The 349-nt window shown below is 67.0% G+C and carries 1 protein-coding gene; it reads left to right on the forward strand.

Annotated features, from left to right (window positions below; all coding sequences use genetic code 11):
- Nucleotides 1-349: DbpA RNA binding domain-containing protein (locus R0J88_RS19100; protein WP_410900743.1), on the forward strand; the 349-nt coding region annotated here is incomplete at both ends.

Consider the following 349-nt stretch of genomic DNA (forward strand, 5'->3'; position numbering starts at 1 on the left):
GGTCCAGAGCCTGGTCGAAGAAGGTCACGATCCGGTCGAGCTGGCCGCTGTCTTCGTCAAGATGGCTCGCGCCGAAGAGACGCCGATCCAGTCTCTGCCGAAGCCGGGTGCGCGTCGCAACGAGCGTTCCGAGCGCGGTGAGCGCACCGAGCGTCCGGAACGCGGTGAGCGTCGCAACTCCGCGCCGGTCGCGCGTGAAGGCATGAAGCTCTACCGTGTGGCCGTCGGCCACCGTGACGGCGTCAAGCCGGGCCAGCTGGTTGGCGCTCTCGCCAACGAAGGCGGCATCGAAGGTTCACGCATCGGTCGCATCGACATCCGCAACACCCACAGTGTCGTGGAACTGCCG

The organism is Pseudoalteromonas sp. SIMBA_162 (assembly GCF_046535955.1).
Taxonomy (GTDB): domain Bacteria; phylum Pseudomonadota; class Gammaproteobacteria; order Enterobacterales; family Alteromonadaceae; genus Pseudoalteromonas; species Pseudoalteromonas marina.